Annotated in this window: 3 protein-coding genes and 1 pseudogene; 2 read left to right on the forward strand and 2 right to left on the reverse strand. The window is 66.1% G+C overall.

Annotated elements, in window-relative coordinates; translation table 11 throughout:
• Nucleotides 1–19: 19 nt before the first annotated feature.
• Both F624_RS0127520 and F624_RS0127525 read right to left on the reverse strand, forming a co-directional pair.
• Entirely contained in the window at nt 20–1144 is a 1125-nt protein-coding gene (locus F624_RS0127520; RefSeq protein WP_019577612.1) for a response regulator, read from the reverse strand.
• Between the two features lie 36 nt (nt 1145–1180).
• Entirely contained in the window at nt 1181–6031 is a 4851-nt protein-coding gene (locus F624_RS0127525; protein WP_019577613.1) for a PAS domain S-box protein, read from the reverse strand.
• A 367-nt stretch (nt 6032–6398) separates the two neighbouring features.
• Between F624_RS0127525 and F624_RS0127530 the strand changes: the two are divergent.
• Nucleotides 6399–7505: pseudogene (locus F624_RS0127530) on the forward strand (MutS N-terminal domain-containing protein); the annotation flags it as partial.
• 81 nt (nt 7506–7586) lie between these two features.
• Nucleotides 7587–8773, forward strand: a protein-coding gene (locus F624_RS0127540) for an IS3 family transposase (protein WP_425387338.1) whose coding sequence is annotated in 2 segments (ribosomal slippage) — nt 7587–7842 and nt 7842–8773 — 1188 coding nt in all. Because the reading frame shifts where the segments join, the coding sequence is not laid out codon by codon here.
• Nucleotides 8774–8811: the final 38 nt, after the last annotated feature.

An 8811-nucleotide genomic window follows, 5' to 3' on the forward strand; every position in this document is an offset into this window, starting at 1 on the left:
GGCTGGACGCTGACGCCGCTCAGTCGGCGTAGCGCAGCGCGATGGTGCGGAAATCGTCGGCGATCTCGATGAAGGCGTCGACGATGTCCGGATCAAAGTGCTGGCCTCGGCCCTGCACCACGATCTGGCAGGCCTGCTCATGCGAGAACGCAGGCTTGTAGACCCGCTTGCTGATCAGCGCGTCATAGACGTCGGCCACGGCCATCAGGCGGGCCGACACGGGAATGGCGTCTCCAGCCAGGCCCTCTGGGTAGCCTGAGCCGTCCCACTTCTCCTGGTGGCTGTAGGCAATCTCTTTGGCGAAGGTCAGAAATTTCACCTTGATGCCCAGGCGCCGCTCGGCCTCCTCGATGGCATCGCGCCCGATCTCGGGGTGGCGCTTCATCACCTCGAACTCTTCCACCGTGAGCTTGCCGGGCTTGAGCAGGATGGCGTCCGGAATGCCCACCTTGCCGATGTCGTGCAAGGGTGCCGATTTGTACAGCAGCTCGATGTTGCGCTCGCTGAGCACGGCCTCGAAGCGCGGGTGCTCACGCAGGCGCTCTGCCAGGGCCTTCACATACAACTGGGTGCGCCGGATGTGGTTGCCCGTCTCGCTGTCGCGGGTTTCGGCCAGGGACGCCATCACCATGATGGTCACATCCTGGATGGCCTGCACCTCCAGCGTGCGCAAGGCCACCTCCTGCTGCAGGTAGTCGCTCTTGCTGCGCAAAAAGTCGGCCGTGGCTTTCAGCGCCAGATGCGTCTGCACCCGGGCCAGCAGAATCGGCGGGCTGATCGGCTTGGTGATGTAGTCCACCGCGCCCAACGCCAGGCCCAGGGCCTCGTCGGCCACATCGGCACGGGCCGTCAGAAAGATCACCGGAATGTCGCGCGTGGCCGGGTCGGCCTTGAGCCGGCGGCACACCTCGTAGCCATCCATGCCGGGCATCATGATGTCGAGCAGGATCAGGTCCGGGGTCGGCATCTGGGCGGCGATGCGCAAGCCCTTTTCGCCCTGGTTGGCCACTTTCACCCGGTAATGGTCTTTGAGCAGCGAGCTCATCAGGCTGAGGTTGTCGGCCAGATCGTCCACCACCAGCACGGTGGCGATCGGCTTGTCGACCATCAAGGACACTTCAGCAGACACGGGAACAGCGGCCATCAGATTCACCCTGTAAAAAGGCCCGCGTCTGCACCATCAGGCGGACTGGGTCGTGGCCGGGAGGATGGCATCCAAAGCTTCAATTGCCTGCTCAAATTCAAACGCAAGCGTTTTCTGCTCAACGGCAAGAAATGCATCCCCCAAGGCAAGACGCAGCATAGCGGCATTTTCTTTCACCACCTCCAGCGCGGCCGAGTCGTTGTCGACAAACAACGTGCGCAGGTGCTGCAGCAAGCCCAGCACCACTCCCTCCAGCGCCTGTGGCGCCGCGGCCAGAGGTTCGGCCGGCAAGGGGCTCGCCTGGGCCGCCAGCCAGGCCTGCAGATCGGCCAACAAGGCGGCCAGGGCCAGCAAGGCCGCTTCGCAGAGGCGTTTGAGCGGCTCGGATTTCTCGCGCCGTCCGATCGCGGCCTCCAGCTCGGCGGCCTGTTGTTGCAGGATGCTGGCACCGAGGTTGCCAGCCAGCCCCTTGAGGTTGTGCGCCAATCGCTCAGCCAGCGGCCAGTCCTGGGCCGCCAGGGCCTGCGGCAATTCGCTCAGGGTGGCCTGCTGCCCGGCCACGAAGCGGCCCAGCATCGAGCGGTACAGGCTGCGCTTGCCCATCACCCGTTTCAGGCCCAGGCTGACATCCAGGCCCGCAATCTCAGTGGGCAGGCTGACCGGGATGGCATCGCCCTCACGCACCGGCAAGGGCCCCGATTGACGGCCTGTCGGTTTGAGCCAGCGGGCCAGCAAACGCCACAGGTCATCGGGGTTGACGGGCTTGGCCAGGTGGTCGTTCATGCCCGCGGCCAGGCACAGCTCACGGTCGGCGGCCATGGCATTGGCGGTCATGGCAATCACCGGCAGGTGCCGCGTGTCGGGCTGGGCGCGGATCGCCCGGGTGGCCTCCAGGCCGTCCATGACCGGCATCTGCATGTCCATCAGCACCAGGTCCACCGGCTGCTGACGCAGCTTGGCCAGGGCCTGCTGGCCGTTGCCGGCCAATTCGACCACGAAGCCGGCATCGCTGAGCAACTCGGCGGCCACCTGCTGATTGAGCTCGTTGTCCTCCACCACCAGCAGCCGGGCCCCACGCAAGGGGGTCAAGGCCTCCAGCGGGGAACTGCCAGGGGGCAGCTCGGCCTCGGGCCGCGCATGGGGCTGGCCCATCAGGCGCATCAGCGCGTCGAACATCTGCGACGCATTGACCGGCTTGACCAGCACCTCGCCCACGCCCAGCGTGCGGGCGCTTTCCAGCAACTCGTCACGGCCAAAGCCAGTCACCATCACCGACCAGGGCAGCAGGGGCAGGTTCAAGTCGGGCAGACGGCGCGCCACCTCCAGGCCATCCATGCCGGGCATCTGCCAATCGAGCACCAGCACCTCCACCGGTCGGTTCTCCCGGGCGGCCTCGCCCAGCGCGGCCAGGGCCTCCTGCCCGGAATGGGCCACCGAGACCTCGAAACTCATGCCCTTGAGCAGATCGGCCAGCACCGCCGCCGCGTGCTGGTTGTCGTCCACCACCAGCGCCCGACGGCCCCGCAGGTCGGGGTCGGGCAGCAGGGTGCGGGGCACGCCCGGCCCGACCTGCAACTGGGCCGTGAACCAGAACACCGAGCCCTGACCGGGCTGGCTTTGCACGCCCACCTCGCCCCCCATCAACTGGGCCAGGCTCTTGCAGATCGACAGGCCCAGGCCCGTGCCACCATAGCGGCGGGTGGTCGAGGCATCGGCCTGCTGGAAGCTCTGGAACAGACGCCCGATCTGGCCCTCGTTCAGGCCGATGCCGGTGTCGCGCACTTCAAAGCGCAACGTGATTGCCGGACCGCTCGAATCTTCTGGCCCGGCCACCCGGCGCACCACGATCTCGATCTCGCCCTGCTCGGTGAACTTGATCGCGTTGTTGAGGTAGTTGATCAGGATCTGGCCCAGGCGCAGCGGGTCGCCGATCAGGCTGTCCGGCACATCGGGGGCCACATCGCAGATCAGCTCCAGCCCCTTTTCGGTGGCCTTGTGCGCCACCACATCGGCCACGTTCTCGAGCACCTTGTCGAGTTGAAAGGGTGTGCTCTCCAGCCCCAGGCGGCCGGCTTCGATCTTGGACACATCCAGAATGTCGTTGATCACCCCCAGCAGGTGCTGGCCTGCCTGCTGGATCTTGTCGACATAGGCGCGCTGCTGCTGCGTGAGCCCCGAGCGCAAGGCCAGATGCGCCATGCCGATGATGGCGTTCATGGGCGTGCGGATCTCGTGGCTCATGTTGGCCAGGAAATGGCTCTTGAGTTCGGTCGCCTCCTCGGCCAGTTCCTTGGCCCGCACCAGCTCCTGCTGGGCGCGCTTCTGGTCGGTGATGTCGACAAAAGTGCCGATCAGGCCGCCGGGTGTTCCGTCCCCGCGCTGAAACCCACGCACCCAGAACAGCACGTCGTGCCAGGCCCCGTCGGCATACTGCAGGCGCAGCGACAACTGCTCGCCCAACTCCCCTTGCAGCACCCGTCGGGCCATGCCGTCGAAGAGATCGCGGTGGGCCTGGGACAGGTAGCCCAGATCGAGCACCGTCTTGCCGATCAGATCCTGCCGGCGCACGCCGAAGGCCTGCTCGTAGGCCCGGTTGAAGCCCAGGTAGCGGCCGTCCGCACCCTTGTAGAACAGCGGCACCGGGATGGTGTCCACCAACACCTCCTGGAACACCAGTTGCTCGGCCACCCGGGCCTCCAGCAGCTTTTGGTCGTGGATGTCGACGATCACCCCCACCACGCGCTCGGGCACGCCCTGCTCGTTGCGCATGATGCGGCCTGCGTTGAGCACCCAGCGGTCCTCACCGTCGGGGCGGCGGATGCGCCAGGAGTTGCGGTACTGGGAGGCATCGCTGGCCAGGGCCTCCTGGAACTGGGCCACGGCCTGGGCCGCGTCATCCGGGTGCAGCAAGGAGGCCCAGCGGTCCCGGCTGACATAGCCCGGCGAGTCGTCCAGGCCGTAGATGTCGAGCAACTGGCGGCTCCAGAACGCCTGTGGCTCGCGCAGATGGATGTCAAAAATGCCGATGCGGCCCGCATCCTGGGCGATCTCGAGACGGTCATGGGCCTCGTGCAAGGCCTTCTCGGCGCGCTGGGCATCCGTCAGATCCTCGATGACCCAGATCGAGGCCGCCTCGTGGCCCTCCATCTGCACGCGGCGGCCCGAGATGCGCACATCAAACGATTCGTCGCCGCGGCGCAGACTCCAGTCGATGCGCACCGGCTCGTTCCGGCTCCAGGATTCGCGGACCTTGGCCAGAAAGGCCTGGTAAGGCTCGCGCCCCCCGAACACGGTGTGCACGGCAACGTCGCGCAGCACCTCCGCAGAGGACTTCATCATGGCCACAAAGGCCGGATTGAATTCGGCCAGCTTGCCGCTGCTGGCCAGCACGATGGGCGGTGCGTTGTCGAAGATGGCCTTTTGCTGGTCCAGCAAGGCATTGAGACGCCGTTCGCGGCGCGCCAGCTCCTCGCGCTCGCGCATGCGCTCGGTGATGTCCTCATGCAGGCCGACAAAGCCGATGCAGCGGCCGTCGTCATCCACCACCGGCGACAGCGAGGCCTGGTCGTGGTAGATCGACCCGTCGCGGCGCTGGTTGATGAACTGGCCGCTCCAGGGCTTGCCCGCCAACAGGCTGGCCCACATGTCGTGGTAAGTGGCCACCGAGGTCATACCGCTGGACAGCAACGAGGGCTTCTTGCCCACCACCTCGGCCAGCGAATAGCCGGAGTTGCGCTGGAATTGCGGGTTCACCCACATGATCTGCCCCGTCAGGTCGGTGACGATCACCGACACCGGGCTCACCTCCAGCGCCGTGCCCAGGATGTGGAAACGGGCCCGGGTGGCCCGGGTGCGCGCGCGCTGCTGCCAGGCCATCAGGCCGGCCACGCCACCGGCCATCAAGACCAGCCACAGGCTCAAGGCCTGCGCGATGCGCTCCACCGGGCTGGCCAGCGCATCCACCGACTGCAGCATCAGCAATTGCCAGGGGCCGGCCGGGTCGTTCCATTCCAGGGCCCGGTGGGCCAGCAGGTGGGCCCGGCCCTCGAACTCGGCGCCATCGCGCTGCACGTCAAAGGGCAGCCGCGAGGCCACGCCATTGGCAAACTGCCGCCCGAACTGCTCCCGCCCGGGCAGGGCCTGCACGCGCTGCTGGGTCACGCTGCCGGCCAGCGCAAACACCCACTCGGGGCGGGTGGCCGCAAAAGCCACACCGTCGGGCGTCAGCAGCACGGCATCCTGTCCGCTGAAAGCCAGGGCATCGTCGGCCTTCTGGAACGGCATGCGAAACAGCACACTCCCGATCACCGGGCTGCTGGCATCGCCGCCTTGATAGATGGGCGCCGACAGGTACACCCAGCGCTCGGGCGTGCTGAGCCCCACCGCAGCATAGGCGCTGACCACGCCCTTGAGGGCCTGCTGCACATAGGGCTGGTGCTGCAGATCGCGCCCCACCGACGAGTGCCCCTCGGTCTCGTGAACCACCACACGCCCCTCGGCGTCCAGCAGGTAGATGCTGTCGAGCGCAAAGCGCTCGCGTGGCACCTTCAATCGGGCATGGGCGTCTTCGGCGCGCACACCGCGCGCCCGCAGCACCAGTTGCTTGAGCAGGGGCTCGTTCAGGCCCAGCATCGTCAAGGCACCGACCGACTCGCTGCGCAGGGTCAGCGATTGAAAGGTGTTGTCCAGTTGCTCCAGCACCTGGCCCATGCGCTCGCGCTCGGCCGCACTGCGCCGGGCCAGCAGCAGCTGATCGGCCGCCCACACCAGGCCGAGCGACACGGCCAGCACGCCCACCAGCGGGCGCCAGGCGTGCAGCCGCCACAGCGGCAAGTCCTGCCACCACAGGCCGGTGCGGACGGGCCGCGCGGGCGGGGCGGACCTCATCGCCACCCCCGCAATGGGCCCGGCGCCGTGGCCGCCTGACAATGCAACAAGGCGTTACTGTCGATCCTGCAAGTTTTGACTGCCGGCACGCACACACCTCCGTGAAGACCCCCCATGCTAAGGGATGATGAGGGCGCGCCGGTGTCAGCCATGTCAAGGCCCGGTGATTGGCCTGCGCCGCCGCCGGCAGGCCTGGGGCCTCCTACAATCCCCGCACCCGCCTGAGCCCCCTGCCCCCGCCGCAATCCGGCGCCAGGCAAAACGATGGCGGAGCGGCACCTGCCTGCCGACCCGCCCATGAACGGGCCCCAGCGCGCGCGACCCCGTGAAGACCAATGAAGGAAGGCTTTTGCCTGCTGAGTGACTGATGTCCAAGGAAAAAACCGATTCCGCCCCCGAGCCCACCGGCCTGTCTGCCCACACCCCGATGATGCAGCAGTACTTCGCCCTCAAGGCGAACCACCCGGACACGCTGCTGTTCTACCGCATGGGCGACTTCTATGAGCTGTTCTACGACGACGCCGAAAAGGCCGCCCGCCTGCTCGACATCACCCTGACCCGGCGCGGCCAGTCGGCCGGCCAGCCGGTGGTCATGGCTGGCGTGCCTTTCCATTCGATGGAGAACTACCTGGCGCGCCTGATCCGCCACGGCGAATCGGTGGCCATCTGCGAACAGGTGGGCGACGTGGCCACGGCCAAGGGGCCGGTCGAACGCAAGGTCGTGCGCGTGGTCACCCCGGGCACGCTGACCGATGCCGAGTTGCTGGGCGACAAGGCCGATGCCGTGCTGCTGTCGGTGCACCAGGGACCGCGCAACCGCTGCGGCCTGGCCTGGCTCAGCGTCACGCAAGACGACATCCACCTGGCCGAATGTGCCAGTGACGAGCTGGAAGCCTGGCTGGCCCGCATCGCGCCCAGCGAGCTGATCTTCAGCGCCGACGTGACCCCCAGCTTCGAGCAAAGCCTGCGCCAGGCCCGGGCCACCGCCGGCCTGCCCATGAGCATGCGCCCCGAATGGCAGTTTGACGCCGCCCTGGGCCAGCGCAAGCTGCTGGAGCAGCTGCAGGTGGCCAGCCTCAGCACCTGGCACGCCGAAGACCTGCCGCAGGCCCACGCCGCCGCGGCCGCCCTGCTCAACTACGCCGAACACACCCAGGGCCGGGCCCTGCCCCACCTGCGCGCCCTGCGCGTGCAGCGCAGCGGCGAACTGATCGAGCTGCCGGTGACCACCCGGCGCAACCTCGAGCTGGTCAAGACCCTGCGCGGCGAAGATTCGCCCACCGTGTATTCGCTGCTGGACACCTGCATGACCGGCATGGGCAGCCGCCTGCTCAAGACCTGGCTGCTCGAACCCCCGCGCGACCGCAGCATCGCCCAGGCGCGCCTGGACGCGATTGCCGTGCTCAAGGGCGGCAACGGTGCCGGCCCCTGGCACGCGCTGCGCGCCCAGCTCAAGGGCAGCAGCGATGTGGAGTGAGGTTGCCCTCGAATTTCGGAGTTCATAGCTCAGCCCGGAGAATGCCGGGAAAGGAGAGAAGAGATGAACGCTGGAGTGATGAGCAGAGCCAAGTACACCTTGGAGTTCAAGCAAGAAGCCGTCAGGCAGGTCAAGGCAGGACGGCCTGCTGCAGTGGTGGCCAAGACCCTGGGCATGCCCAGCGCTAGCTTGACCAACTGGGTTCGGGCGGACGCAAAAGGGCAGCTTGGGGTGTCGACAGATGGCAAACCTGCCGCGGTGGTGAGCCCCGAACAGGCCGAGATTGCACGGTTGAAGGCTGAAGTTGCTCGCCTGAAGATGGAGCGCGATATTGCAAAAAAAGCGGCGGCGTACTTTGCACAGGATGTGCTGCAAAGTACGCCTGGATTCACTCGATGAAGCAACGCTGGCCGATCACGCTGATGTGTGAGGTTTTGCAGGTCAGTCCCAGTGGGTATTTCAGCTGGGACAGGGCTGGCAAGAGAGGCCACGGTGGGCCCACGCGATTTCACAGCGACGAGGCCTTACTCGCCCACATGCGAGCCATCCATGCCCAGGTCAACGGCGAATACGGCTGGCCACGCATGCACAAGGAGTTGTTGGCCAGAGGCATCAGGGTCGGCAAAGACCGGGTGCGCAAGCTGATGCACCGACACGGCATCCGAGCCAGGACGAAGCGCAAATTTGTTGTCACAACCGACAGCAAACATCGGTTGCCAGTGGCGGCCGACCTGGTTCAACGCCAGTTCAATCCACAGACCCCAAATCGCTTATGGAGCGGAGACATCACGTATATCGCCACGGGCGAGGGGTGGTTGTACCTGGCGGCAGTGCTGGACCTGCACAGCCGTCAGGTGGTGGGCTGGAGCCTTCAAACGCACATGCAAACGAGCCTGGTCAAAGATGCATTGCTGATGGCCTGCTGGCGTCGCCGACCTGCCAAGGGCCTGATCTTTCACAGCGACAGGGGCAGTCAATATTGCAGCGATAGCTTCCAGGCCACACTCAAGGAGTGGGGCATTGTCAGCTCGATGAGTCGCAAGGGAAATTGCTGGGACAACGCCCCAACTGAGAGTCTGTGGGGCCATTTGAAAACGGCGTGTGTTCATGGTCGAAAGTTCGCGACCAGAGCCCAAGCAAGGCAGGTGATTTTGGAGTGGATCGGGTTCTACAACCATTCCCGGCTACATTCGACGTTGGGCTACATGAGCCCCATGCAGTACGAAAATCGCTGGTTGGCGGCGCAGCACAAATCTGCCGCTTGAAGACCGGTTATGCACTCCGATTTTCAGGGGCAACCTCA

The sequence above is a fragment of the Curvibacter lanceolatus ATCC 14669 genome (assembly GCF_000381265.1).
Taxonomy (GTDB): Bacteria; Pseudomonadota; Gammaproteobacteria; order Burkholderiales; family Burkholderiaceae_C; genus Curvibacter; species Curvibacter lanceolatus.